Origin of the sequence: Nocardioides sp. LMS-CY (genome assembly GCF_018732145.1) — a bacterium.
In the GTDB taxonomy this organism is placed as follows: Bacteria; Actinomycetota; Actinomycetes; order Propionibacteriales; family Nocardioidaceae; genus Nocardioides; species Nocardioides soli.
On record NZ_CP076104.1, the window covers coordinates 3,617,769 to 3,642,783 of the forward strand.

The window sequence follows — 25,015 nt, forward strand, 5'->3', positions numbered from 1 at the left end:
CCTGTGTCGATCCGGTGTGCCGTCAGTGGAAGTCGCGGGACCGGTGCCGCGCCCGGAGCGCCCGACCGGCCGATGGATGCAGCTCCTCGAGCGGGGCGAGCCGGTCGGCGACCAGATTGGTGACGCCGTCCTGGCGCTCCAGCACCCCGCGGATCACCATGCCGGCCGAGCTCGCCGCCACCTGCCGGTAGCGCCGCCACACCCCGACCGTGCAGATCACGTTGAGCATGCCGGTCTCGTCCTCCAGGTTGAGGAAGGTGACGCCGCCGGCCGTGCCCGGCCGCTGCCGGTGGGTGACCAGCCCGGCGACGTGCACCCGCCGGCCGGCCTCGGCGGTCGCGGTGTCGGCAACCGACCTGATGCCGGCCGCGCGCAGGGTGTCGCGCAGCAGGCCGACCGGGTGCTCCTCCGGGGTGATGCCGGTGGCCCACAGGTCGGCCATCGTGGTCTCGACGACACCCATGTCGGGCAGCATCGGCGCGTCGGCGCCGACCCGGACGCCGGGCAGGTGCTCGTCGGTCTCGGTCCAGCCGGCGTTCCACAGCGCCTGCCGACGCGAGACCGCGAAGGACTCGTCGAAGGCCCCCGCGGTCGCCAGCGCCTCGAGCTGCCGCGCGTCGAGCCCCGCCCGCCGGGACAGGTCGGCCTGGTCGGCGAACGGCCGCTCCTCCCGGGCGGCCACGATCCGCTCGGCCACCGCCGTGCCGATGCCGCGCACCGAGTCGAGCCCGAGACGGACGGCGTACGCCGTGTCGCGCCGGTGCACCGGGGTCGGGTCGGGGGTGCCGGGGACCCAGTCGGTGCGCTCGCCGTCCACCAGGCACGAGTCGAGACCCGTGGCTCCGGGCTCCCCGACGAGCTCGAGGTCGGCCACCGCCCGGGAGCGCGCCAGGTCGGGCCGCAACACCTCAACGCCGTGCCTGCGGGCGTCGTGCACCAGCGACTGCGACGAGTAGAAGCCCATCGGCTGGTTGCGCAGCAGGGCGGCGAGGAACGCCGCCGGGTAGTGCAGCTTGAACCACGAGCTCGCGTAGACCAGCAGGGCGAAGGAGAGCGCGTGGCTCTCGGCGAAGCCGAAGTTCGCGAACGACAGGATCTGCAGGTAGATCGCCTTGGCCTGGCCCTCCGGGATGTTCTTGGCTGCCATCCCGTCCATCAGCTTCTCCTTGATGGACTCGATCCGCTCGACGCCGCGCTTGGAGCCCATCGCCCGGCGCAGCAGGTCGGCCTCCTCGGCCGTGCAGTCGCCGAGCACCTTGGCCATCTCCATCAGCTGCTCCTGGAAGAGGGGGACGCCGAGGGTGCGCTTCAACACGGGCCTCAGCAGCTTGTGGGGATAGACGACCGGATCCCGCTTGGTCGCCCGGCGTACGTAGGGGTGCACCGCCCCACCCTGGATCGGGCCCGGCCGGATCAGCGCGATCTCGATCGCCAGGTCGTAGAACTCCCGCGGTCGCAGCCGTGGCAGGGTGCCGATCTGCGCCCGGCTCTCCACCTGGAAGACGCCGACCGAGTCGGCCCGGCAGAGCATGTCGTAGACCGCAGGCTCCTCCCTGGGGATCGTGTCCAGCTCCCAGCGCTCGCCGAGGTGCTCGGCAGCGATCGACATCATGTCGTCGAGCGCGCCGAGCATCCCGAGCCCGAGCAGGTCGAACTTCACCAGCCCCATGTACTCGCAGGCGTCCTTGTCCCACTGGAGCACCGTGCGCTTCTCCATCCGGGCCCGCTCGATCGGCACCACCTCGCCGATCGGCCGCTCGGTGAGCACCATGCCGCCGGAGTGGATGCCGAGATGGCGCGGCGCCCCGAGGAGGGCGTTGGCGAGCTCGACCACCGGCGCCGGCACGTCGTGCTCACCGTCGTCCCGCGTCGCCACGGCCGTCCAGGAGGTGATCTGCTTGGACCAGGCGTCCTGCTGCCCCGGCGAGTGGCCGAGCGCCTTCGCGGCGTCGCGGACCGCAAGCTTGGGCCGGTAGCCGACCACGTTGGCGACCTGGGCGGCATTGTGCCGGCCGTACTTCTCGTAGACCCACTGGATCACCTCCTCGCGCCGGTCGGAGTCGAAGTCGACGTCGATGTCGGGCTCCTCGTCGCGGGTGGAGGAGATGAACCGCTCGAACGGGAGGTCGTACTTCACCGCATCGATCGCAGTGATCCCGAGCGCGTAGCAGACCACGGAGCTGGCCGCGGATCCCCTGCCCTGGCAGAGGATCCCCTTGCTGCGGGCGAACTCGACGATGTCGTGCACGATGATGAAGTAGCCGTCGAAGCCCTTGTCCGCGATCACGGCCAGCTCCTTCTCCACACAGGCGCGGGCCTTCTTCTCCTGCTCGGTGCCGGCGTACTTCTTCGCGAAGCCACGCTCGGTCAGCTCCCGTAGCCACGCCGACGGGGTCCAGTCCTCGGGTGCGCAGACCGGCAGCCGCGGGCTGGCCTTCTGCAGGTCGAAAGCGAGCTCGTCGGCGAGTACGACGCTGCGCTCGACCGCGCCCGGATAGCGGGCGAACCGCCGCGCCATCTCCGCCCCCGACCGCAGGCTGGCCATCCCGGACGCCGGCAGCCAGCCGTCCATCTCCGCCAGGCTGCGCCGCGCGCGGACGGCGGCCATCGCGCCGGCCACGCGGTGCTGCTCGGGCCGGGCGTAGTGGACGTTGTTGGTCGCGACGTAGGGCAGCCCGTGGTCGACGGCGAGCCGGGCGAGCAGGTCGTTGCTCGCGGAGTCGGTGGGGAGCCCGTGGTCGACCAGCTCGACCGCGACGTGCTCGTGCCCGAACAGTGCGGTCAGCCGGTCCAGCTCCTCGGCGGCGTACGACGTGCCACGCACGAGCGCCTGGCGCACCGCGCCCTTGCGGCAGCCGGTGAGCACCAGCCAGTGCCCGCGCCCCCGCTCGGCGAGCTCGCCCAGGTCGTAGGCCGGCCTCCCCTTCTCGTCCCCGCGCAGCTGGGCGTCGGTGATCGCGCCGGCCAGCCGGTGGTAGCCCTCGACGCCGCGCGCGAGCACCAGCAGGTGGCTGCCCGCGGGGTCGGCGACGCCGTTCTGGGGCCTGGTGAGCCCGAGGGAGAGCTCGGCGCCGTAGATCGTCTGCAGGCCACCGTGCAATTGCGCTGTCTCAGCGAACAGCGGCGCCCCGTAGAACCCGTCGTGGTCGGTGATCGCCAGCCCGTGCAGGCCGAGCCGGATCGCCTCGACGACCAGGTGGTCGGGGCCGCTGGCGCCGTCGAGGAAGCTGAAGCTGGAGTGGCAGTGCAGCTCGGCGTACGGCGTGACCGGGCCGGTCGGCCGCTCGATCTCGACCTTCTGGCGCTTGCGCTTGCGGGTCGAGATCGGCGCCTCGGGGTCCTGGGGCGTGTTCACGCGGCCGGAGAGTCGCTTCTCCAGCTCGCCCCAGGAGATCGCGGGGTTGCTCCAGCCCATCAGTCGTACGCAGCTTCCGTCCACCAGGAGCCCGGGGACTCCCAGGTCATCAGCCAGGCACGGCCGTCGACACCCACCATCTGGAAGCGCGCCACCCGCCGGGCTCCCGGCTCCCACCACAGCTCCTCGACCGGCCACGGTCCCGACCAGGCGGCCACCGGCTGCCAATCGCCGGGTTCGGGGCGGAAGCGCACCGGCTCGTCGAGCACCCCGCCCCGCTCGTCGACCGTGATCGGCCAGCCGCCGTTGCCGACGACCTCGGCCGGCCACGGGTCGGCCAGCACCCGGGTGGGCGCCGGCGGCGGGATCGACCCCGGCCACGGGTGGCTCGCCGGCCGCAGCCCGGTGGGCTGCTCGCCCCACGGCACCAGCGCCTGCCGGTCGGCGGGCGCCCGGCCGCCCTGGAGCACCGGGCGGACGACGGCCTCGTGGCCGAGCATGCCCTGCACCCGGGCGATGCCGCGCTGCACGCGCTCGTCGGTGCCGCCCCACAGCCCGTCGGCGTGCACCGCGTCGGGCACCACCGTCACCGGCGTGAACAGCACCCGGTTGACCGGCGCCCGCACCCGGCCGGCCCGGTCGACCATCCCGGACATGGCCCCCTGGAGCTGCCAGTGCAGCCGGTCGACCAGGTCGGCGGCGGTGAACCAGCGCGGGTGCAGCCAGTGTCGCGACGACGCCGACAGCTCGCTGCCCTCGACGTATGCCTCGATGCGCACCTCGGTGCACACCAGCTGCTGCCCGGCCAGCCCGGCGACGAACCGGTCCGCGGTCCGGCGAACGCTGAAGCCGATCGTCTCGGCGTTGTCGAGCGGCGGCTCGAAGTCGACATGGCAGGCCAGCTCGGGCGGTGGCGTGCGGGTGGCGAGGGGTACGGCGCCGGCGCCACCCACGACCCGGTGCACCCACGCCACCCTGGGCCCGAACCGGTCGCGCACCGCGGCCGCCGGCAGGTCGGCCAGCTCGCCGAGGGTGCGCAGCCCGAGGCGGCGCAGCAGGCTGACCGCGGCGGCCTCGTCGATCGCCTCGACCGGCAGCCCGCGCAGGAACGGCACCGACTCCCCCGGCTCGACCACGTGGCAGTCCTGCGAGGCGGCCCGGCGGGCGGCCTGCTCGGCGGTGAACAGCTCGTCGGCGACGCCCATCCGGGAGTCCCAGACCCCGAGCTCGACCAGCCGCTCGGCCAGCAGTGCGGCCGCGGTCGGCTCGCCACCGCGGACCCGCCTGGGCGCGCGCAGCGCCGCCAGCCCCGGACGCAGCGGCGCGACTCCGGGATGCTGCTCCTCGACCGCGGCGAGCACCGTCTCGAAGGTCCGGGTGTCCCGCTCCGGGGTGGCCTGGAAGACCTGGAGCTCGGGACAGCGTGACTGCGCGTCGCGGCGGCGCATGCCGCGGCGTACGCCGAAGGTGCGGGCGGCGGCGTTGCCCGACTGCACCAGGTTGGCGTGGAAGACCGCCGCCGGGAGGTGGGTGGGCAGCCCCTCGTCGGCCAGCGCGGCGACCACCGGCCAGTCGGGGCACCAGACGACCATCACCCGCACCTCAGGCCACTCCCTCCACGGGAGCGGCCGCCGGGGCCGCCGGCTCGACGGGACGGTAGGTCTGGTCCTCCGCCGGGAGCCACAGCGCCCCGTGCCGCGGCGGCGCCGTGCCGCGCTGCACCTCGACGACGATGCGGCGGGAGCTGAGGTGGCCGTGGCCCCGGCCGATCCCGCTCCAGGCCGGGTCACGGGTGGTCAGTCGCACCTCGCAGCGCGGCCACCTGCCCCGCGCCGTCTCCCAGGCGACCAGTGCGGCGCCGCGCTTGCGGAGCCGGGCGGCGAGCTTCTCCGCGAGCTGGGGGGCGACCCGGCCGGCCGGCTTGACCAGCACGACGGTGACGACGTCGACCAGGGCGGCGGTGACCTCGAGCCACCGGTCGCCCGGATCGGGCACCAGGACGGTGCGGCCCAGGTCGACACCGAGCGCGGCCGCCGCCTCCGCCCCGAAGTCGGCGACCCCCACGGCCGCGCACCAGCCACCGGCCCGGGACGGACCGGCCAGCAGCGCCAACGCCAGCGTCGCGCTGTCGACCGAGTAGCTGGCGCCCGCCCGCAGCCGCACCAGTCCCGCGAGGGCGGGGTGAGTCTCCAGCGCCATCCCCGGCGGCGTACTCTCCTGCAGCCGCGCCATCTTGGTGCGCAGCTGGGCCACGGTGTCGAGGGTGTCGAGTGCGCTGGCCACACCCCATCATCGAACATCTGTTCGAAGGGGTCAATCCCGGGAGCCCGGGGTTGGCGGTAGTGGTTTCGAGACGGTTGCTAGCGCAACCTCCTCAACCACCGGTGGCTGCTAGCGCAACCTCCTCAACCACCGTCACCGGTGGTTGAGGTGCGAGGGCCGCCAGGCCCGAGCCTCGAAACCACCCTCAGGCGTAGAAGCTCTCGATCAGGGCCTTGTTGCGGTCCTCGACGACGTTGCGCTTGACCTTCATCGAGGGGGTGAGCTCGCCCGACTCGATGGTGAGGTCGTGGTCGAGGAGCTGCCACTTCTTGATGGTCTCCCAGCGGTTGAGCTTGCCGTTGAGCTCCTCGACGTACTCCCCCACCATCTTCTGGACCGCGGCCGACCGCACGATGTCGGTGTACGACGTGCCCGCCATGCCGTTCTCCTCCGCCCAGCCGGCCATCGCGTCGGGGTCGAGGGTGATCAGCGCGGAGACGAAGTTGCGCTCGCTGCCGAAGACCAGGAACTGACTGGCGTAGGGGCAGATCGCCTTGAACTTCGACTCGATCGCCGGCGGCGCGACGTACTTGCCGCCGGAGGTCTTGAAGAGCTCCTTGAGCCGGCCGGTGATGGTGAGGAAACCGTCGGCGTCGAGGCTGCCCTTGTCGCCGGTGTGCAGCCAGCCGTCCTCGGTCAGCGTCTTCGCGGTCTCCTCGGGGAGGTTGTGGTAGCCCGCCATGATGTGCGGCCCGCGCAGCATCACCTCGTCGTTCTCGCCGATCTTCACCTCGGCGCCCGGCAGCGGCGGGCCGACGGTGCCCATCTTGTAGTCGTCGGGGTGGTTGACCGTGGCGCCCGCGGCGTTCTCGGTCATGCCGTAGCCCTCGAGGATCAGGATGCCGGCGGCGTGGAACCAGGCCCCGATCTCGGGGTTGAGCGCGGCCGAGCCGGAGATGAAGAAGCGCACCCGGCCGCCGAAGCGCTCGCGCACCTTGCTGAACACCAGCTTGTCGAAGAGGCCGTGCTGGAGGTTCAGCAGGAACGGCACCGACCTGCCCTGGCGCTTCAACTCGTCGACCTTGAGGCCGACCTCGAAGGCCCGCTTGAAGATCTTCTCCTTCACCCCGCCCTCGGCGGCCTGCATGGTGATGATGCGGGCGTAGGCCTTCTCGAAGATGCGCGGCGCGGCGCCCATGAACGTCGGCTTCACGACGCCGAGGTTGTCGACGATCCGGTCGACCCGGCCGTCGATGGCCGTGGCGAAGCCGCAGGCCAGCTGCGCCGAGAGCAGCACCTTGCCGAACGAGTGGGCCATCGGGAGCCACAGGAACTGCAGGTCGGTCTCGTCGAGGATGTTCTGCACCTGGATCGCCGTGCCCTCGTAGACCCACGACCGGTGCAGCAGCCGCACGCCCTTGGGGCGGCCGGTCGTGCCGGAGGTGTAGATCAGCGTCGCGAGCTGGTCGGGCGCGATCGACCTCGCGGTCGTCTCGACGATCCCGGAGTGGTCGGCGAGGTAGGCCTCGCCGAGCTTCGCGAGGTCGTCGAGGCCGATCACCCAGTCGTTGGCGGGGTCGCCGTCGGTCCTGCCGTCGAAGGTCACGACCTTGCCGACATGCGGCAGCTCGGCCTTGTGGGCGACCAGCTTGGCGACCTGCTCGTCGTCCTCCGCGAAGACGACGCGACACTCGGCGTCGGACAGGATGTACGTCGTGTCGTCGGCGTTGGTCGTCGGATAGACGGTCGTGGTCGCGCCGGCGGCGCACATGACCGCGAGGTCGGCGAGGACCCACTCGTAGCGCGTGGCCGCGGCGATGCCGACGCGCTGCTCGGACTCCAGACCGAGCGAGAGCAGTCCGGCCGCGAGGCGCTCGACGACATCGCCGGCCTGGCGCCAGGTGACCGACTCCCAGGTCTCTCCGCGGGGGAACCGGAAGGCCTCGTGGTCGGCGGACGCCGCGACGCGGTCGAGGAACTGCACCGCGACGTTCGGGGTCAGGTGGTCGACGAAGCTGGGGTCGATGGAGGTGCTGCTGGCCTGGGCGGACATCTCACTCCTGCTGGGCGGCCGAGAGGGCGGTCGGAAGTGGTTGCCGAGTAACCTAGATCACTTTCCCAACCCGCGGGTAGCAAGGGTGAAGTTCGTCCCAGGGCGGACTCCCGGGCAGGACTCAGTCCTGCACCGACTTCGCGATCGTGATGCACCGGGTCAGGTAGTCGTCGGTCGGCAGCTGGCGGCGCACGCCGGGTGGGTCCTGCAGTCGCCACAGCGCGTTGCACAGCATCCGGACGACGACCCAGTCCCGGGCCCGATACTCGTCGAGCCCGGCGACGTCGACGATGGTGTGGAACCGCAGCCGGACGCCGTCGCGGATGCCGCGCGAGGCGGCCGCCAGCTCGTCCCAGCGGTTCCAGAGCATCGGCGCGACCTCGTAGTGCGGGTCGCCGCTCAGCGGCTTCGGGTCGATCGCCAGCCACGGCTCGCGATCGCCGGCGAGCACGTTGGCGTAGTGCAGGTCGGTGTGGATCAGCCGGCCGTCGGTGGCCGCGTCGACGGCGAGGTCGCGGCCCAGCGCGACCGCCTGCTCGACCTGCCGCCGCGGCACCGGCGCGTCCCGGGGCAGCTCGGCGAGCTCGCCGGACCATCGGTCCACGCAGGACGAGAGCGTCACCAGCTGCGGCGGCGCCGGCACGTGCAGCAGGCCGTAGAGCCCACCCACGACCTCGCACGCCTCGACGTCCCACAGGCCGCCGAGATCCTCGGCGTGCAGTCGCTCCAGCAGCAGCGCGAAGCGGTGCGGGTCCGCGCGCAGCAGCCGTACGGCTCCGCGTCCCTGCCAGTGCTGGAGCGCCAGGTGCTCGTGCTCGGCCTCCCAGTGCGGCCAGCCGACCTTGAGCACGGCGGGTCGGCCCGAGGTCGTGCGCACGGGCACGACGACCGCTCCGTACCCGTGGGTCGGCTCGCCGTCCACGCTCAGCTCCCACTCCCCCAGCAGGTCGCCCAGCAGCGCCGGCAGCCGATCCAGGAAGTCGGCCCACTCCGGGCCACGCGCGGCGTAGGCCAGATAGGTCTCGGGGAGCCGCACTACTTCTTGGACTTCTCCGTGGGTTGCGTGGTCGACAGCGCGGCGACGAAGGCCTCCTGGGGCACCTCGACGCGCCCGACCATCTTCATCCGCTTCTTGCCCTCCTTCTGCTTCTCGAGCAGCTTGCGCTTGCGGCTGATGTCGCCGCCGTAGCACTTGGCGAGCACGTCCTTGCGGATCGCGCGGATGTTCTCGCGGGCGATCACCCGAGCGCCGATGGCGGCCTGGATCGGCACCTCGAACTGCTGGCGCGGGATCAGGTCCTTGAGCTTGCCGGCCATCATCACGCCGTAGGAGTAGGCCGCGTCCTTGTGCACGATCGCCGAGAACGCGTCGACCGGCTCCCCCTGGAGCAGGATGTCGACCTTGACCAGGTCGGCGGCCTGCTCACCGGAGCGCTCGTAGTCGAGGGAGGCGTAGCCCTTGGTGCGCGACTTCAGCTGGTCGAAGAAGTCGAAGACGATCTCGCCCATCGGCAGCGTGTAGCGCATCTCGACCCGGTCCTCGGAGAGGTAGTCCATCCCCTGCAGGGTGCCGCGCTTGGTCTGGCAGAGCTCCATGATGGTGCCGATGAAGTCGGCCGGGCTGAGGATCGTGGCCCGGACCACGGGCTCGCGGACCTCGGCGATCTTGCCCTCGGGGAACTCGCTGGGGTTCGTCACCTCGTGCTCGGTGCCGTCCTCCATGGTGACGTCGTAGACGACGTTCGGCGCCGTCGAGATCAGGTCGAGGTCGAACTCCCGCTCCAGCCGGTCGCGGGTGATCTCCATGTGCAGCAGGCCGAGGAAGCCGCAGCGGAAGCCGAAGCCCAGCGCCCCCGAGGTCTCGGGCTCGTAGGTGAGCGCGGCGTCGTTGAGCTGGAGCTTCTCCAGCGCCTCGCGCAGGTCGCCGAACTGGTCGCCGTCGATCGGGTAGAGGCCGGCGTACACCATCGGGTTGGGGTGCTTGTAGCCGCCGAGCGCCTCGGTGGCGCCGCCGTGCTGGGTGGTGACGGTGTCGCCGACGCGGGACTGGCGGACGTCCTTCACCCCGGTGATCAGATAGCCGACCTCGCCGACGCCGACCTCGCCGGCCTTGACCTGCTCGGGGCTGATCACGCCGAGCTCGAGCAGCTCGTGGGTTGCGCCGGTCGACATCATCTTGATCCGGTCGCGGTGGGTGAGCTTGCCGTCGATGACCCGGACGTAGGTGACCACGCCGCGGTAGGTGTCGTAGACGGAGTCGAAGATCAGCGCGCGGGCCGGCTGATCGGCCTCGCCGACCGGCGGCGGCGTCTGCTTGACGATCTCGTTGAGCAGCGACTCGACGCCGAGGCCGGTCTTGGCGCTGACCTGGAGCACCTCGCTCGGGTCGCAGCCGACCAGGCCGGCGAGCTCCGCGGCGTACTTCTCCGGGTTCGCACTGGGCAGGTCGATCTTGTTCAGCACCGGGATGATGTGCAGGTCGGCGCCCATCGCCAGATAGAGATTGGCCAGCGTCTGCGCCTCGATGCCCTGGGCGGCGTCGACGAGCAGGATCGCCGCCTCGCACGCCTCGAGCGAGCGGGAGACCTCGTAGGTGAAGTCGACGTGGCCCGGCGTGTCGATCATGTTCAGGATGTAGGTGCCGGACTCGGCGCCCTCGGCGTTGTCGGCCGGGACGGTCCAGGGCATCCGGACCGCCTGGCTCTTGATCGTGATGCCGCGCTCACGCTCGATGTCCATCCGGTCGAGGTACTGCGCGCGGGCGCTGCGCTCGTCGACCACTCCGGTCAGCTGCAGCATCCGGTCGGCCAGCGTCGACTTGCCGTGGTCGATGTGCGCGATGATGCAGAAGTTGCGAATGATCGCCGGGTCGGTCTGACCTGGCTGCGGCGGCATGGTGGTGGGCACGGATGGCTCTCGTCGAAGGTCGGGGAACGGCCTCCCATTGTTCCATCGTCTCCGCACAAACCCCGCACTCCCGGTGCTCTACCGGGCGATGACGTGGCCGAGGATGGATCCGTGAGCACCGTCCGTCTGCCGACCACCATCCCGCACGGCCGTACGGCGCGACGCCTGGAGTGGCCGCACCTGCCGCCGCACGTCCGGGCCCTGGTCGAGGAGCACTGCGGCTCCCCCGTCGTCGAGGCCCGCTCGCAGGGAGCGGGCTTCACCCCCGGCTTCGCGTCGGTGCTCGTCTGCGCCGACGGGACCCGGCACTTCGTCAAGGCCGCGTCGACCAAGGCTCAGCGGATGTTCGCCGAGGCCTACCGCGAGGAGGCCCGCAAGCTCACCGCCCTCCCCGAGGAGGCGCCCGCGCCGCGGCTGCTGTGGCTCCACGACGCGGACGACTGGGTCGTGCTCGGCATCGAGCACGTCGACGCACGGCAACCGGAGCGACCCTGGCACGCCGACGACCTGGCGGCCTGCCTGGCGATGACGGAGCAGATGGCGGTCGGGCTCACTCCACCGCCGCCCGAGCTCGAGGTCGCCGACTTCGCGACCGAGTTCGCCGAGTGGCCGGCGTACTGGGACCGCCTGCGGCGCACGCCGCCCGACCTGGCGGGGTTCGCCGAGCACGCCGACGAGGCGGCCGCGCTCGCGGCCCGGTTCGCGGAGGTGACCGCAGGCGAGACCCTCGTCCACACCGACATCCGCGACGACAACCTGATGCTGACCGTGGACGGCCGGGTGCTGCTCTGCGACTGGAACTGGCCGGTCATCGGCGCCGCCTGGCTCGACACCGTGTTCCTGATGATCGGGCCTCGCGGCGACGGCCTCGACGTCGAGGCCGTCCTCGCCGCCTCCCCGGTCACCCGGGACCTGCCCGCGGAGTCGGTCGACGTGGCGATCGCGCTGATCACGGCGTACTTCCTGCTCTCGGCTACGCTGCCCGTGCCTCCCACCTCCCCGCACATCCGCGACGCGCAGCGCTGGCAGGGCGAGGTGTGTTGGCACTGGCTCGCCGAGCGGCGCGGCTGGCGCTGACCAGGTTCTCGGAGATTTGGGCGGTCCGGAGCGCCGCTGCTAGCCTTGTTCGTCGCGTGTCCGGTGCGTTTCCGCCCGGCCGCCCCCAGACGAACCGACCGATCACACCCCATCACGAAGGCGTACTCAGTGGCGAACATCAAGTCCCAGATCAAGCGGAACAAGCAGAACGAGAAGCGGCACGAGCGCAACAAGGCGGTCAAGACCAGCCTGAAGACCGCCGTCCGCAAGTTCCGCGAGGCCGCCGAGGCTGGCGACAAGGAGACCGCGGTCCAGCTCGGCCGCGACGCCGCCCGCAAGCTCGACAAGGCCGCCTCGAAGGGTGTCATCCACAAGAACCAGGCCGCGAACCGCAAGTCCGCGATCGCCAAGAAGGCCGCCTCTCTCTGATCCACCCGATCGGTCGTCACGACGGCCCGTCCGACTCGCGTCGGGCGGGCCGTTGACCATTTCGGCGCAATTGCGCCGAAACGGTCAGCCCGGACAGCGCACGGCCGTTGTCTAGTGGTCGTCGCTGGAAGTTCCTCGGGGGTGGCCCGTGAAGAACTTCCGGTGGCGGCCACTAACGCTGGTCCCGCAGGCCGGTGATCGTGAGCACCAGCCGCTCCAGCGTGTACGACGCGTCGCTGGCCGCGCCCTTGATCTCGGCGTCGGCCTGGGCGATGGCCCGGATCGCGCGGGCGATGCCGCCGTCGGACCAGCCCCGGGACTGGTCGCGGATGGTCCGCAGCTTCCAGGGCGGGACGCCCACCTCACGAGCCAGGTCGGCATCGCGCATGCCCCGCGGCGCCGCCTTGTAGCGGGCCACGCCGCGCGCTCCCCCGGCGAACGCCGAGGTGACCAGCACCGGCGCGGTGCCCCCGTCGAGGGCCCAGCGCAGCTCCTCGAGCGCGGCGGTGCGCCGGCCCCAGAACGCCGCGTCGGCGACCGCGAACGACTTCGCCTCGGCGCGGCCGCCGAAGTAGCGCTTGACCACCTCGGTCGACAGGGTCTGCCCCGGGAAGTCGTTGGCGAGCTGGTCGGCGGCCGCGGCCAGCGAGCGCAGGTCCTGGCCGACCGCCTGGACCAGCAGGTCGGCGGCCTCCGGCTCGAGCGTGGCGCCGTGGCCGCGGATCTCGGAGACCACGAACGTCGGGAACTCCGACGCCCTCAGCTCGGCGACCTTGACCTCGACGACAGGGTCGAGCTTGCGCAGCTTGGTGAGCACCCCCGAGCCCTTGGTGCCGCCGCTGTGCATGAGCACCAGCGCGACGTCGTCGACCGGCGCGGCGGCGTACCCGAGCAGTCCGTCGACCGACTCGTCGGGCAGGTCCTCGAGACCGCGCACGACGACGCACCGGGTCGAGGAGAAGAGCGAGGGCGCGGCCAGCTCGCCGAGAGTCCCCATGGTGAGGTCGGAGCCGCGGGTCTCGGCCAGCTCGGCGTCGGGGTCGTGCTGACGGACGGCGTCGCGCACCGTGGCGACCGTGCGCTCGCGCAGGAACTCCTCCTTGCCGGTGACCAGGGTGACCCGGCCGAGGACGTCTGCCGCGCGGGGCTTCGAGGGACCTGCCATGGTGCGGACAGCCTGCCACAGGCCGGGGACAACCCCCTCGCCTACCCACCGGAGGTCACCGTCGCCAGGTCGCCTCCGTCGGTGACCACCGCCAGGTCGCCGTCGCGGTCGGTGCGCAGCACCCGCGTGCCGGCCTCGGCGAGGGGCTGGAGCGCCGCCGCGGCGGGGTGCCCGTAGTCGTTGTCGGCGCCCACCGAGACCAGCGCGACCCGGGCGCCGAGGGACAGCAGCCAGTCCTCGTCCTGGTAGCGGCTGCCGTGGTGGGGAACCTTGAGCACGTCGACGCGTAGGCCCGGCAGCGCGCGAGCGATCGCGGCCTGGCCCTCGGGCTCGACGTCGCCGGTCAGCAGCATCCGGACCCCGCGGACGTCGACGAGCAGCACGACGCTGGCGTCGTTGGCCGTGCTGCCATCGCCCGGACCGCCGGTCGGCTCGCCGGGAGGTGGCCAGAGCACCTGGATCGCCACCTCGCCCACCGTCGTGATGGTGCCGGAAGCCATCGGCGCCGGCACCAGTCCGGCGTCCGCCGCGACCTCCTCGACCGCGCGCACGCCGTCGGGTGGGTCGAGCAGACCGGTCGTGGCGATCGCCCCCACCCGCCGTCCGTCGACCACGCCGGCCAGGCCGCGGACGTGGTCGGCATGGAAGTGGGTGAGCACGGCGAGCGGGACGGACTCGACGCCGAGCCGGTCCAGGCAGCGGTCGACCGCCGCGGGCTCGGGGCCGGCGTCGACCACGACGGCGGAGCCCGCCCCCGCGTTGAGGACGAGCGCGTCGCCCTGCCCGACGTCGCAGGCGACCAGCACCCAGCCCCCGGGCGGCCAGCCCGGTGTCGGAGGCCGCACGACCACGACCAGCGCCAGCAGCGCGCAGCAGCCGACCCCGGTCACCGGGTGCCTCAGCAGCATCGGGCCGACCAGCGCGATCGCGGCGACCAGCACCGTCAGCACCGTCAGCGCGACGGCGCCACTGCCCCAGTCGACCGCCGCGGTCGGCAGCGCCGACGACCGGGTCGCGACCAGCACGATCCAGGACACGCACCAGCCGGCCAGCGTCCCGAGCAGCCGGCCCCCGCCGGACCACACCAGCCCGACCAGTCCACCGCCGAGGCCGAGCACCGTCGCCGGGCCGACCACCGGCGCGACCACGAGGTTGGCGGCGACCGCGACCAGGCTCACCTGCCCGGACAGTGCCGCCACCACGGGAGTGCAGGCCAGCTGGGCGGCCGCCGGCACCGCGACGGCCTCCGCGACCCAGCGCGGGAGCCAGCGCGCCAACGCGTCGCGCCAGCCCGGTGCCAGCAGCACGATCCCGCCCGTGGCCAGCACCGACAGCGCGAACCCCGGCTGCACCGCCAGACCGGGCCGCGCCAACAGCAGCACCACGACGGCGACGCCCAGCGCTCGCGCGCCGCGCCGCCGGCCGTCGGCGCCCATCGACACCAGTGCGACCGTGCCCATCACCGCGGCCCGCAGCACACTGGGCTCGGTGCGGGCGAGCAGCACGAAGCCCACGATGCCGACGGCACCGACCGCCAGCAGCGCCCGACCTCGGACGCCGGCCCAGCGCGCCAGCACCAGCAGGAAGCCGACCACCAGCGTCAGGTTGGTGCCGGACACGGCGAGCAGATGGGTCAGCCCCGAGGTCCGGAAGTCGTCGGCGAGCTCCTCGTCGAGACCGGCGTCGTCCCCGTCGACCAGCGCCGGCACCAGCGCCCGTTCGTCGGCGGGGCGATGGGCGACCGCGTCGCGGATCGAGGCCCGGACGGCCGCGGCGCCGCGCCACCAGAGATCGGGCGGCTCCGACACCACCGGTGGGCCACGCGCGGCCAGCACGGCGGCCAGGTCGTGGTCGTCGGCCGGGCCGAGCCGTCCGGAGGCCCGGATCGTCGCGCCGAGCGGCACGTCGAGCCAGTCCGTGTCACCGATCACGAGGACCGGTGAGGAGACGGCGTACGACGACCCGCGGCCGGTCACCTCGCGGACCTCGAGCCGGGCGATCACGACGTCGCCGTAGCGACCCGCGACCGGGCGCGGGTCGGACCGCAGCGCTCCGACGAGAGTCACCGCCGCGCGCTCGGCGGCGAGCGCGCGGACCGGTCCGAACGCGACCTGGTCGAGGCGCAGCTGGGTGACGGTGCCGACCGCGACGAGGACGAGCAGGCCACCGCACGCCGTGCGCGCCGCGGAGCGATCGGGTCGTCGACGCAGCACGAGCCAGCCGAGGGCCGCCGCCACGGTCGCGGCCGGGACCAGCCACCACCCGGTCCACCGGGCCAGGCCCGCGCCGGTCCAGGCCGCGGCCGCCAGCGCGAGCATCCGCAGGTCGGGCCCGGCAGAGCGGTCGTCAGCTCCGGCCACCTCACACCGTCACGTGGGGGGCGATCTGCCCGAGTGTCGCGTCGCCGATGCCGTCGACCTCGAGCAGCTCGTCGACGGCGGTGAAGCCGCCGTGCTCGCTGCGCCAGGCGAGGATCGCCTGCGCGGTGACGGGACCGACCTCGGGCAGCGACTCCAGTTCGGCCTGGGTCGCGGTGTTGAGGTTGACCAGGGCTCCGGCCGTCGGCGCCGCGCTACCGGCCGGCACGCCCGGATCGGCGCGGGCCGGTGCCCCGACCACGACCTGCTCCCCGTCGACCAGCACCCGAGCCAGGTTGAGCGAGGACAGGTCGACCCCGCGGCGCGAGCCGCCCGCCGCCTCGACCGCGTCGACCACCCGGGCCCCGGCGTCGAGCACGACGATGCCGGGTCGCCGCACCTTGCCGGTGACGTCGACCGTGACCTCCGGCGCACCTGCGGCGCCCGCCGGTGCGGATGACTGCGAGGGCACCGCCGACGACGGCGGACTCCCCGCGGCGGCGGTAGGGGCGGCCGCGCCGCCCGTGGTCGCCGGCGCGGGCGCCTCCAGCCGCTCCGGGTCGCCGCGCACCACCCACCACCCCGTGACCGCGATGCCGACGGCGACGAGCACCGCGACCACGAGCAGCTGGGTCGGCCCGAGCGAGATCCGGCCGCGCAGCGGCACCGGGACCAGCGCCGGCGGGCCACCCGGCCGCCGGGCGGCGTGCCGGCCCGGCACCGGGACGAGCGGCGGCGAGGGTGGCCGAGGAGGGTGCGGCTCCGGGACCGGGTCGGGCACCGCCCGCAGCGGTCGGATCCTGGTGTGTCCGTCGAGCCACGGGTCGTCGTCCGGTGCCGGGTCGGGCCGGGCGGCAGCAAGCTCGGCGGTCAGCAGCTCCAGCCGCCGGGAGGCGGCCTGCTGGTGGTCGGCGCGAGGACGAAGAGGGGCCATGCCGCGACGCTAGGCAGCACCGCCGACCGGGAACGGCGGCGACGGGTGCCGCTGTGGACGAGCCGGTCGGAGGGGTGGCTGTGGACGGTTGGCGGCTCAGCCGCGGGGCGCGACGCAGACCGCGATCATGCCCGGGCCCACGTGCGCGCCCAGGACCGCGCCGAGCTCACCGCACCACACCTCGCGGCCCTCGAGGTTGGCCGCGAGCCGCTCGGCGAGCCGCTCGCTGAGCTGCCCGGCCCGGTCCGGGTTGGCGAGGTGGGCGACGCAGACGTCGACCGCCTGCTCCCCCGCCCGCTGCACGGCGAGCTCCTCGAGCCGGCCGAGCGCGCGAGCCGACGTACGGACCCGCTCCAGCGAGGCGACCTTGCCGTCCTCGATGTGCAGCAGCGGCTTCACCGCCAGCGCACCGCCCAGCAGTGCGGCGGCCGCGCCGATCCGGCCGCCGCGACGCAGGTACTCCAGCGTGTCGACGTAGAACAGCGACGACGACGCCGCCGCGCGCGCCCGGGCCGCCTCGGCCGCCTCGTCGGCGGTGGCTCCGGCGTCGACCGCGTCGGCGGCGGCCAACGCGGCGAAGCCCGTGGCGAAGCCGACCTGCCGGGTGTCGATCGGTACGACGCGCACGGACGCGTCGCGCGCCGCCAGCTGGGCCGACTCGAAGGTGCCGCTCATGTCGCCGGACAGGTGGACCGAGACGATCTCCGTGGCGCCGTCGCGGGCGGCCTGCTCATAGACCTCGAGCAGGGTGGCCGGCCCCGGCCGGGAGGTGCTGACCGGCTTCCACTCCTTCAGGGCCGCCGCGACCAGCTCCGGCGTCGCACCGTCGGGTCCCTCGTCGAGGACCTCCGCGCCGATCACCACCTGCAGCGGCACCACGACGATGCCGCGCTCGGCGGCCAGCCCCGCGGGGAGGCTGGCGGTCGAGTCGGTGACGATCGTGACCGGCATGCGGAGAGGTTAGACGACGCCCGAGAACGCGTTCTCGTCGTGCCGCCCCCGACGACCCTTCAGACGAGCCCTCAGACGACGACGTTGACCAGCTTCGGCGCGCGCACGATGACCTTGCGCACCGGCCGGCCGTCGATCGCCTTCATCACGTCCGGGTCGGCCAGGGCCAGCTGCTCCAGGTCGGCCTCGGCGATGTCCGGGGCGACCTCCAGCCGGGCCTTGACCTTGCCCTGGATCTGGACGACGGCGGTGACCGACTCCTCGACCAGCAGCGCCGGGTCGACGGCCGGCCAACCGGCGCGAGCGACGGTGGGCCGGTGGCCCAGCCGCTCCCACATCTCCTCGGCCGTGAACGGCGCGACCAGCGACAGCAGGATCGCGACGGCCTCGGCCGCCTCCCGCACCGCGGGGTCGGCGGGGCCGCAGCCTCCGCGAGACTCCGGTAGGTCGATGGCCTTGCGGGTCGCGTTCACCAGCTCCATGACCCGCGCGACCATCACGTTGAAGCGATAGCCCTCGATCAGCTCGGCCGCCTCGTGCACCGTGTGGGCGGTGGCCCGCCGCAGGGCGACGTCGCCGCCCTCCGGCGCGGTGCCGGGCGCCGAGGTGACGTCGCCCGACAGCCGCCAGGCGCGCTGCAGGAAGCGCAGCGACCCGGCCGGCGACATGTCGGCCCAGTCGATGTCGTCCTCCGGCGGACCGGCGAAGACCAGCGTCAGCCGCACCGCATCCACGCCGTACGCCGCAAGTTGGTCCCCCAGACTGACGCCGTTGCCCAGCGACTTGCTCATCTTCTTGCCCTGGTTGATGACGATGCCCTGGTTCAGCTGCGCGGCGAACGGCTCGCCGACGTCCAGCATCCCCATGTCGCGCAGCACCTTGGTGAAGAAGCGCGCGTACAGCAGGTGCAGCACGGCGTGCTCGACGCCGCCGACGTAGATGTCGGCCGGCATCCACGCCTTGGCCTTCTCGACGTCGAACGGGCCGTCGGTGTAGGTGGGCGAGCAGTAGCGCAGGAAGTACCACGACGAGTCCACGAAGGTGTCCATCGTGTCGCTGTCCCGCTTCGCGGGGCCGCCGCAGGTCGGGCACGCCACGTCGACCCACTCGGACGCCGCGGCCAGCGGCGAGACGCCCTTGGGCTTCAGGTCGGCGCCGCGCAGCTCGGGCAGCTCCAGCGGCAGCTGGTCGTAGGGAACGGCGACCTCGCCGTCCTTCTCGCAGTGGATGATCGGGATCGGCACGCCCCAGTAGCGCTGGCGGCTCAGCAGCCAGTCGCGCAGGCGGAAGTTGACGGCGCCCTTGCCGGTGCCCCGCTGCTCCAGGAAGTCGATGGTGGCGCGCTTGGCCTCGGCCACGCCCAGGCCGTTGATGTCCAGCGGTGCGTCGACGCCGGGGGCGGGCGAGTTGATCGCGGGTCCCTCGCCGTTGTACGACTCGCCCTCGAACCCCTCCGGCGTCTGGGTCGTCCGGATGATCTCCAGGCCCATGACCGTGGCGAACTCCCAGTCGCGCTGGTCGCCGCCGGGCACGCCCATGACCGCACCGGTGCCGTAGTCGGCCAGCACGTAGTCGGTCGCCCAGACCGGGATCTGGGTGCCGGTGACCGGGTTGGTCGCCGTGACCCCCAGGTCGACGCCGGTCTTCGGGCGGTCCGTGGACAGCCGCTCGATCTCCGTCTCCTTGCGGATCTCGTCGCGGTAGGTCTCGAAGGCGGCGCGCTGCCCGTCGGTCACCAGCTCCTCGGCCAGCGCGGAGTCGACGGCGACGACCATGAACGTGGTGCCGAAGATCGTGTCCGGACGCGTCGTGTAGACGGTGATCGGATCGTGGCCCTCGACCGCGAAGTCGACGTGCGCGCCCTCGGAGCGGCCGATCCAGTTGCGCTGCGCGGTGACGACCCGGGCCGGCCAGGTCGGCTCCAGGTCGTCCAGGCAGTCCAACAGCTCCTGGGCGTACTCGGTGATCTTGAAGTACCACTGGGTCAGCTCGCGCTTGGTGACGTCGGCGCCGCAGCGCTCGCACTTGCCGTCGACGACCTGCTCGTTGGCCAGCACCGTCTGGTCGTTGGGGCACCAGTTGACCGGGCTGTTCTTGCGGTAGGCCAGCCCGCGCTCGCGGAACTTCAGGAACAGCCACTGCGTCCAGCGGTAGTACTCGGGGTCGGAGGTGTGCAGGCGGCGCGACCAGTCGAAGGAGATGCCGTAGCGCTTGAACGACTCGTATTGCGTCTCGATGTTCGCGTAGGTGTACGTCGCGGGGTGCTCGTCGTTGCGGATGGCGGCGTTCTCGGCGGGCAGGCCGAAGGAGTCCCAGCCCATCGGGTTCAGCACCTCGAAGCCGCGCTGCCACCAGTAGCGCGCGACCACGTCGTGCAGCGCCGTCACCTCGGCGTGCCCCATGTGCAGGTCGCCGCTCGGGTAGGGGAACATCGTCAGCGCGTACTTCTTCTCGCGCGGGGAGTCCTCGTCGGCGCGGAAGGGCTGCAGCTCGTCCCAGACGGGCAGCCACTTCTCCTGGACGGCCTCGACGTCGTACGTCTCCTGCTCGCTCATCTCGTCTCTCTCATGCTCTGGTGGATGGTCGACTCCGGGCACAAAAAAGCCCCTCGGGCACGAGGGGCGGCCGCGTCGATGGGTGCGCGTCGACGCGGCTAGGTAAGGAGCAGGGTCCTCCACATGGCCTCAGGATACCCCCGACGGCCGGGCTGACTACAGTCGCGGGCATGAGCTCACCCGGCAGCAGCGCGCGCAGCGTTCCCGATCTGTTCCGGCTCGACGGCAGGGTCGCCATCGTGACCGGGGCCTCCAGCGGTCTCGGCGTCGCGTTCGCCCAGGGCCTCGCGGAGGCCGGAGCCGACCTCGTGCTCGGCGCCCGGCGGGCGGACCGGCTCGCCGAGACGGCCAGGCTCGTCGAGGCCGCCGGCCGGCGCGCGCTCACCGTCGAGACCGACGTCGCCGACCCCGAGTCGTGCGCCAACCTGGTCGCCCTCGCCATGGAGGAGTTCGGCCGGGTCGATGTGCTGGTCAACAACGCCGGGATCGGTACGGCGGTGCCGGCGACCCGGGAGACGCCCGACGAGTTCCGGGCCGTGATCGACGTGAACCTCAACGGCTGCTACTGGATGGCGCAGGCCTGCGGCCGGGTGATGCAGCCTGGCTCGAGCATCGTCAACATCAGCTCGGTGCTCGGTCTCACCACGGCGGGCCTCCCCCAGGCGGCGTACGCCTCGTCGAAGGCCGGGCTGATCGGGATGACCCGTGACCTCGCCCAGCAGTGGACCGGCCGCAAGGGCATCCGCGTGAACGCGATCGCCCCGGGCTTCTTCGCCTCGGAGATGACCGACCAGTACCCGCCCGGCTATCTCGACTCCCAGCAGCAGCGCATCCCCGCCGGCCGCAAGGGCGACCCGGCCGAGCTCGCGGCCGCCGTCGTCTTCCTGGCCTCCGACGCCGGCGGCTACGTCACCGGGCAGACGCTCGCCGTCGACGGCGGGATGACGATCACCTGACGCGCCGAGGTTCGGGTCGTCCGCCTGAGGCCGGTGCAGGCACCCTCCTGAAGCGGACGACCCGAGGTGGTCAGCGGAGCCGGAGCGTGTCGCGGATGGTGAAGAACAGGTCGGTCTGGTCGGTCAGGCCGACGATGTTGGCGGCGCCGGGACCGTAGCCCGCCACCCGCAGCTGGCTGCCGGTGTGCTGCTGGGAGCTGCCGGTCGACGTGCCGTAGTTGAGGGTCATGGGTGCGTCGTCGGCCGTGGTGAGGGTGACGGTGCGGCCGGGCGAGTCGCTGCCGACCTCGATGATCTGGCTGGTGTGGGCGTGGTCGGCGGTGACGAACACCGAGGTGTGGCCGACCCGCTTCGCGTAGGCCAGCGCGACCTGGACGGCCTCGTCGAGGTCGACGGTCTCGCCGATCTGGCCGCAGGCGTCGGCGGCGTGGTCCTGCTTGTCGATGCTGGCGCCCTCGACCTGGAGGAAGAAGCCCTTGCGGTTCTCCAGCAGGTCGATCGCCTTCTCCGTCATCTCGGCCAGCGTCGGCTGCGTCGCGGGACGGTTCGGGTTGTCCGTGCAGCGCTGCGCGGGGAGCTTCGAGCCACCCGGCGTGGCCGCGGGGCCGACGTACCGCACCGGCAGGTTGCCCGGCGCGAAGAGGCCGAGCAGCGGCGCGCGCTGGTCGGCCCGGCGTACGGCGTCGAGGCCGGCGGTGTCGGTCACCACCTGGTAGCCGCGCTCGTCGGCCTGCTGCCGGAGCGTCTTGCCGGTCCAGGTCCCGGCCTTGGCGGTCTGCGCGAACGTCGCTGCGCCGCCGCCCAGCGTCACGTCGGGGCGGGTGTCGAGCAGTTGCTCGGTGATCGACCCGAGCCCGCCGTTCTCCTTCGCCGCCTCGGGGCAGGTCGCCGAGGTCTGGTCGGGTCCGTAGCAGGACCGCGCCGAGATGTGCGCGACCTGTACCGCGGGAGTGGCGTCCTGGATTTCCGAGGTCGTCACGTCGCCGGTCTTGAGCCCGTTGGCCTTGGCCAGCTCGAGCAGCGTCTGCTGCGGCTGACCCTTGATGTCGACCGAGACCGCGTTGTCGTAGGTCTTCGTGCCGGTCGCCCACGCGGAGCCGGTGGCGGCCGAGTCGGGCACGTAGTCGGGCAGGCCGGTCGCCTTCGAGAGCGAGTACGTCGTGTACTGGCCGGTCAGCGGCAGCGCGTCGATGCCGGCGAAGCGGCCGGCGGCGCCCTCGGCGTAGTTGCGGGCGGCGGTGATCTCCGAGTCACCCATGCCGTCGCCGATGAGCAGGATCACGTTGCGGGCGTGACCGCCCTCGACGGCCTTGCGCACCTGGGTGGTGCGGTCGCCGTCGTTGCGGGTGGCTCCCGCGTGTGCGGTGAGGTCGTCCGGCGCCGGGTCGTGGTGCCGGCCGCCACCGGCGACGGCGAGGCCGCTGGTGGTGCCGACCACGGTGACGGCGGCGAGAGCGACCGCGGCCCGCCGGTGCTGTCGGGAGAGGCGCAGGTGCATCCGAGAGTCCTTCCGAGAAGTGGGGAGGGACCGGAGCGGCCCCGGATGCGAGCCGACCATGCGCCGGTGAACGCGCAACGGCGCGCGGGTGGCCGGACGACGCCGGCCCGATGACCTCGATGAGGGTCATCGGCCTCGGCGCGCGGCCGCGCGTACGCCGTCGGGCCGGTCAGTCCCCGTCGGTGCCCGCGATGTTCACCAGCCAGCTCACGCCGAAGCGGTCGGTGAGGTCGCCGAACCAGTCGCCCCAGGGTGCCTTCTCGAGCGGCATGTTGACCGTGCCGCCCTCGGCGAGCCCCTCGAACCACCGCTGCAGCGTCGCCCGGTCGTCACCGCTGAGCGAGATCCGACCGTTGACGAAGTCGCCCTCCATCTGGCTCGGCACGTCGGAGCCCATCAGCTGCACGGCGTCGGAGACGCCCAGCGACGAGTGCATGACCTGCGCGGCCTCGGACTCGGGCACGCCCATGCCGCCCATGTCGGCGAAGGTCATCACATCGAGCTGGCCGCCGAGGACGGACTGGTAGAAGGTCATCGCCTCGCGGGCCTGGCCTCGGAAGTTCAGGTAGGGGTTCAGCTGGGTGGCCACGGTCGCCTCCTGGTGTGGGAATCGGATACCGGTTCGACCGGCGCCGGGCGGCGTACTCATCGCGGCCTCACGGATCCGACCTCAGCCCACCGCCTGCGCCTTCGCCCAACGGTAGTCCGCCTTGCCCGACGGGGACCGCTGCACGCTGGAGACCCGGATGATCGCCTTCGGCACCTTGTAGCGGGCGATGTGCCGCTCGGCCTCGGCGAGCAGCTCCGCGTCGGTGGCCGTCGCGTCGTCCTCGAGCTGGATCACGGCGACCGCCTCGCTCCCCCAGCGCTCCGAGGGGCGGCCGACCACCACGACGTCGCGGACGGCCGGATGCGCGGCCAGCGCGCGCTCGACCTCCTCGACGAAGATCTTCTCGCCGCCGGAGTTGATGGTGACGCCGTCGCGGCCGAGCAGCACGATCCTGCCCTCGTCGTCGACCACCGCGCGGTCGCCGGGGATCGAGAACCGCTCACCGTCGATCACCGGGAAGGTGCGCCCGGTCTTGGGTCCGTCGCCGAGGTAGCCGAGCGGCACCCGGCCGCGCTGGGCGAGCCACCCCTCCCCCTCGCCGGCCCCGAGCACCCGCGTGAAGAGGTCGTCGACCACCACCGTCGTCGGCACCGGGTCGAACGTCGCCGTGCCGGCCTCCATGCCCTTGAGCGACAGCGAGCTCATCTGGAGCCCGGTCTCCGAGGCGCCCGCGGCGTCCATCACCAGGATGTGCGGCAGCGCCTCGAGGATCCGGTCGCGCACGCCCGGCGTCAGCGGCGCGCCGCCGTTGTTGAAGGCGGCGAGTCCGGACAGGTCGTGGCCACCGCGCTCGACCTCCTCGATCAGCGGCAGCGCGACGGCGTCGCCGACGACCGGGATGCTCACCACCCGCTCACGGGCGGCGATCGCGAGGGCGTCGCCCGGCACCAGGCGGCGCACCTCGTCGGGCAGCACGATCGTGCCGCCGCTGGTGATCGTGTGGAACGTCGACCACTGCGCGGCGCCGTGCATGAACGGCGGGATCATCAGCAGCCGCATGGTGCCGCCCGCGTCGCGGGCGTGCTGCGCGATCGCGTCGTACGACGCGAACGGCTCGGTCGTGCCGAAGGGCGTGCCGCCCATGGAGCTGACGTAGATGTCGTCGTTGCGCCACAGCACGCCCTTGGGCATGCCGGTGGTGCCGCCCGTGTAGAGGACGTAGAGGTCGTCGCCGTCGGGCTCCGGCATCCCGGCCACCGGCTCGGGCGTGCGCAGGGCCTCCTCGTAGTCGACCGCCCCGGGCAGCAGCGCGTGACCCGACTCGTCGGCGACCTGGATCAACAGGTCGAGGTCGGGCAGCTGGTCGCGGATCGCCGCCAGCCGCGGCGCGAACTCGGCGTGGTAGACCAGCGCCCTGGTCCGCGCGTCGGTGAGCAGGTAGACCAGCTCCTCCTCGACGTAGCGGTAGTTGACGTTGAACGGCGCGACCCGGGCGCGGTAGGAGCCGACCATCGCCTCGAGGTACTCGTTGCCGTTGTGCAGGTAGATCCCGAGGTGGTCCTGGCCGGACTCGTGGCCGGCCAGCCGGTCCCGCTCGGTGTGGCAGCCCAGGCCGCGCTCGACCAGCAGCCGCGCGAGGCCCGAGGCGCGGGCATCCGTCTCGGCGTACGTCGGCCGTCGGTCACGCCAGACCAGCACCTCCTGGTCGGGCACCGCCGCGGCGACCGTGGAGAACACCGTCGAGAGGTTGAAGCCGTGGGGACGGGGACCGGGCATCGACGACCACCTCGCACTAGAACAGGTTCTTGTTCCGCGCGATGGTAGCCGCTCCGGGAGGCGGCGACCACCGCATCGGGGCCGCGGCTGCGGCCGGCGAGCATCCACCCCTTTCCGTGGCTCAAGAGCCGGTCGGCGGCGCCTCCTCGTCCCTAGCGTCTCGGTCTGGGGCCAGGAAGGTCCCGGTCACGCGCCCCAGCGTCGCGGCCCCCAGCAGAGCGACGGAGAC

At 72.7% G+C, this 25,015-nt stretch carries 17 protein-coding genes; 3 read left to right on the forward strand and 14 right to left on the reverse strand.

Going from position 1 to position 25,015, the window contains the following annotated elements; translation table 11 throughout:
• Positions 1 to 22 precede the first annotated feature (22 nt).
• The 6 genes from KM427_RS17300 to lepA all read right to left on the reverse strand — a co-directional run bounded on the left by KM427_RS17300 (position 23) and on the right by lepA (position 10,565).
• Entirely contained in the window at positions 23 to 3,415 is a 3,393-nt protein-coding gene (locus KM427_RS17300; protein WP_215524706.1) for an error-prone DNA polymerase, read from the reverse strand.
• A complete protein-coding gene (locus KM427_RS17305) occupies positions 3,415 to 4,947 on the reverse strand; it encodes a DNA polymerase Y family protein (RefSeq protein WP_215524707.1) in 1,533 nt (510 codons plus the stop codon). Before KM427_RS17305 ends, KM427_RS17300 begins: the two co-directional genes overlap by 1 nt.
• Positions 4,948 to 4,957: 10 nt before the next feature.
• A complete protein-coding gene (imuA', locus tag KM427_RS17310; protein ID WP_252274603.1) occupies positions 4,958 to 5,638 on the reverse strand; it encodes a DnaE2-dependent mutagenesis accessory factor ImuA' in 681 nt (226 codons plus the stop codon).
• Between the two features lie 184 nt (positions 5,639 to 5,822).
• Positions 5,823 to 7,670 carry an AMP-dependent synthetase/ligase gene (locus KM427_RS17315; protein ID WP_215524708.1) on the reverse strand — a complete coding sequence of 616 codons (1,848 nt, stop codon included), beginning with the start codon at positions 7,668 to 7,670 and terminating at the stop codon, positions 5,823 to 5,825.
• A gap of 121 nt (positions 7,671 to 7,791) precedes the next feature.
• A complete protein-coding gene (locus tag KM427_RS17320) occupies positions 7,792 to 8,706 on the reverse strand; it encodes an aminoglycoside phosphotransferase family protein (protein ID WP_215524709.1) in 915 nt (304 codons plus the stop codon).
• Positions 8,706 to 10,565: a translation elongation factor 4 gene (lepA, locus tag KM427_RS17325; protein WP_215527659.1), complete on the reverse strand. Its 1,860-nt coding sequence runs from the start codon at positions 10,563 to 10,565 to the stop codon at positions 8,706 to 8,708. Before lepA ends, KM427_RS17320 begins: the two co-directional genes overlap by 1 nt.
• 123 nt (positions 10,566 to 10,688) lie before the next feature.
• Between lepA and KM427_RS17330 the strand changes: the two genes are divergently transcribed.
• Entirely contained in the window at positions 10,689 to 11,654 is a 966-nt protein-coding gene (locus KM427_RS17330) for a phosphotransferase (protein WP_215524710.1), read from the forward strand.
• Positions 11,655 to 11,783: 129 nt separating this feature from the next.
• The gene (gene rpsT / locus KM427_RS17335; RefSeq protein ID WP_183593610.1) at positions 11,784 to 12,044 is read left to right on the forward strand and encodes a 30S ribosomal protein S20; all 261 of its coding nucleotides are present in this window, start codon (positions 11,784 to 11,786) and stop codon (positions 12,042 to 12,044) included.
• A gap of 172 nt (positions 12,045 to 12,216) precedes the next feature.
• Here the strand turns inward: rpsT and holA are convergent, their stop codons facing one another.
• The 5 genes from holA to leuS all read right to left on the reverse strand — a co-directional run bounded on the left by holA (position 12,217) and on the right by leuS (position 20,006).
• The gene (holA, locus tag KM427_RS17340) at positions 12,217 to 13,209 is read right to left on the reverse strand and encodes a DNA polymerase III subunit delta (RefSeq protein WP_215524711.1); all 993 of its coding nucleotides are present in this window, start codon (positions 13,207 to 13,209) and stop codon (positions 12,217 to 12,219) included.
• 41 nt (positions 13,210 to 13,250) lie between these two features.
• Positions 13,251 to 15,569 (reverse strand): ComEC/Rec2 family competence protein, encoded by a 2,319-nt coding sequence (locus KM427_RS17345; protein WP_252274605.1) that lies wholly within the window; start codon positions 15,567 to 15,569, stop codon positions 13,251 to 13,253.
• A gap of 1 nt (position 15,570) precedes the next feature.
• Entirely contained in the window at positions 15,571 to 16,500 is a 930-nt protein-coding gene (locus tag KM427_RS17350; protein WP_215524712.1) for a helix-hairpin-helix domain-containing protein, read from the reverse strand.
• A 96-nt stretch (positions 16,501 to 16,596) separates the two neighbouring features.
• Positions 16,597 to 17,451, reverse strand: a complete 855-nt coding sequence (locus KM427_RS17355) for a DegV family protein (protein WP_215524713.1) — start codon at positions 17,449 to 17,451, stop codon at positions 16,597 to 16,599.
• A 71-nt stretch (positions 17,452 to 17,522) separates the two neighbouring features.
• Positions 17,523 to 20,006: a leucine--tRNA ligase gene (gene leuS / locus KM427_RS17360; RefSeq protein WP_215524714.1), complete on the reverse strand. Its 2,484-nt coding sequence runs from the start codon at positions 20,004 to 20,006 to the stop codon at positions 17,523 to 17,525.
• A 170-nt stretch (positions 20,007 to 20,176) separates the two neighbouring features.
• Between leuS and KM427_RS17365 the strand changes: the two genes are divergently transcribed.
• Positions 20,177 to 20,962 (forward strand): SDR family NAD(P)-dependent oxidoreductase, encoded by a 786-nt coding sequence (locus tag KM427_RS17365; RefSeq protein WP_183593605.1) that lies wholly within the window; start codon positions 20,177 to 20,179, stop codon positions 20,960 to 20,962.
• A 70-nt stretch (positions 20,963 to 21,032) separates the two neighbouring features.
• Here KM427_RS17365 and phoA read toward each other — a convergent pair whose 3' ends face one another.
• From phoA to KM427_RS17380, 3 genes are all read right to left on the reverse strand, one after another.
• On the reverse strand, positions 21,033 to 22,460 hold the full coding sequence (gene phoA, locus KM427_RS17370; RefSeq protein ID WP_215524715.1) for an alkaline phosphatase: 1,428 nt from the start codon (positions 22,458 to 22,460) through the stop codon (positions 21,033 to 21,035).
• A 169-nt stretch (positions 22,461 to 22,629) separates the two neighbouring features.
• Positions 22,630 to 23,049, reverse strand: coding sequence for a VOC family protein (locus KM427_RS17375; protein WP_183593603.1), 420 nt, complete (start codon positions 23,047 to 23,049; stop codon positions 22,630 to 22,632).
• Between the two features lie 81 nt (positions 23,050 to 23,130).
• Positions 23,131 to 24,786 (reverse strand): acyl-CoA synthetase, encoded by a 1,656-nt coding sequence (locus KM427_RS17380; protein ID WP_215524716.1) that lies wholly within the window; start codon positions 24,784 to 24,786, stop codon positions 23,131 to 23,133.
• Positions 24,787 to 25,015: the final 229 nt, after the last annotated feature.